The organism is Arthrobacter sp. NPDC057013, from assembly GCF_042674585.1.
Lineage (GTDB): Bacteria > Actinomycetota > Actinomycetes > Actinomycetales > Micrococcaceae > Arthrobacter.
The window spans coordinates 1-1,573 of record NZ_JBHUSE010000050.1 but is presented as its reverse complement, the minus strand read 5'-3'; the positions used below and the strand labels follow the sequence as shown (position 1 = coordinate 1,573).

3 protein-coding genes are annotated in these 1,573 nt (G+C 37.9%); all 3 read right to left on the bottom strand.

Features of this window, described 5'->3' with window-relative positions; all coding sequences use genetic code 11:
* Positions 1-166: 166 nt before the first annotated feature.
* Entirely contained in the window at positions 167-535 is a 369-nt protein-coding gene (locus ACFTSA_RS24435; RefSeq protein WP_377954687.1) for a VOC family protein, read from the bottom strand.
* A gap of 66 nt (positions 536-601) precedes the next feature.
* Positions 602-1,054 (bottom strand): hypothetical protein, encoded by a 453-nt coding sequence (locus ACFTSA_RS24430; RefSeq protein WP_377954686.1) that lies wholly within the window; start codon positions 1,052-1,054, stop codon positions 602-604.
* A gap of 167 nt (positions 1,055-1,221) precedes the next feature.
* Positions 1,222-1,573: hypothetical protein (locus ACFTSA_RS24425; protein ID WP_377954684.1), on the bottom strand; the 352-nt coding region annotated here is incomplete at its 5' end.

The window sequence follows — 1,573 nt, the reverse complement described above, 5'->3', positions numbered from 1 at the left end:
TAAAGAATCTAACCAAGCTGAATATGAAAATTTAAAGGAACTTAGTAAGGTAGTTTTAACTGTAACTGAGACCGCTAGAGAAAAAGGCGGCATTGTTTTTGGGGTAGAAAAAAATTAATAAAAATACCAGTTATCCGATTAATTGGATACTGGTATTTTTTTTGAATTATTGAGCGCTAGTGTTCTCTTCTGAAAGTCCAAAAAGTAAGCCCTGGTTATCAATAAAGTATGCAAAATAACCCATTTGAGGAATAGCCGTTTTAGGAACTACTATATTTCCACCATTGTTCATAACTTTATCAATCGCTTCATCAATCGAAGGAACATCGATTGAATTCGTTGTACGTGTCTGGCCATCTGGAGAAAGCATTAATCCTCCATCGATTCCTTTGTCGGCTGATTCTCCTGTTTGAATAAAATAATATTCATGCTGACCAGGCATTTGTGTAAACTTCCATCCAAAGGCCTTAGAATAAAAATCGATTGCTTGCTCAATATTTGGTACTTGAAGCTCAAATCTAATCACTTTTCCCATTACGTCATCTCCTCATACTATTTTTCGATAAATTATGTAAAAGCTGATTAAAAAGATTAATCAGCTTTATATTTTTTTAATATACAACAACCCATCCGACTCCAGGAATAAAGTGCCATCTTCTTCCGTTAAAAATATAATATCCTCCCGACCAATACCCTCCTGGTCCTGGAAATCCATGCCCATGTCCAGGTCCATAACCATGCCCGTGACCATGGTCGTGGCCATGTCCTGGTCCATATCCTGGCCCGTGTCCTTGACCTTGACCTGGTCCATATCCTGGCCCGTGTCCTTGACCTTGACCTGGTCCATATCCTGGTCCGTGTCCTTGACCTTGACCTGGTCCATATCCTGGCCCGTGTCCTTGGCCTTGGCCTGGTCCATATCCTGGCCCGTGTCCCTGGCCTTGGCCTGGTCCATATCCTGGCCCGTGTCCTTGGCCTTGGCCTTGACCTTGACCTGGTCCATGTCCTGGTTGTGCATAACCTGGCCCAGGATATCTGCTAAAAAGATCATCATAAAACATATACTCACCACCTAAATAGAATCGTAATCCTTATAGCTTATTAATTCTATTTGAGACATGAGCAAGTACTATGTCATTTATCTATCTCATTCATTGAATTGATGATTATGCCTATACGTAATAAAAGTATCCATTAGTAAATACTTACCATATTTCCTCATTAAATACATTCGTCTAGTTCTTTATATAAATCCATACTTTTCAAGTCTAATGCTTCCAATTCTTGGTGGTATTTCTGTAAACTGTTTAGATCACTTTCAAGCATCATTTGCTTATTTATTTCACTAATCGCTTCTTCTAACTGATAGATCTCATTTTCAATGTTTTCTATATTTCGCGATTTTGTATTGATCTTTTTTGCTGGTTTAGATTGAGGATTTGTTTTTACCACTTTTTCCTTTTCAAGTTTATTTCGATATACGGTCATTTTTTCTTTCGCGACTTGGTATTCTTCAATAAACTCGAATAGAGACCCATTTTCTAGCCAGTAAATTTTTGAAAATAGCTTATTT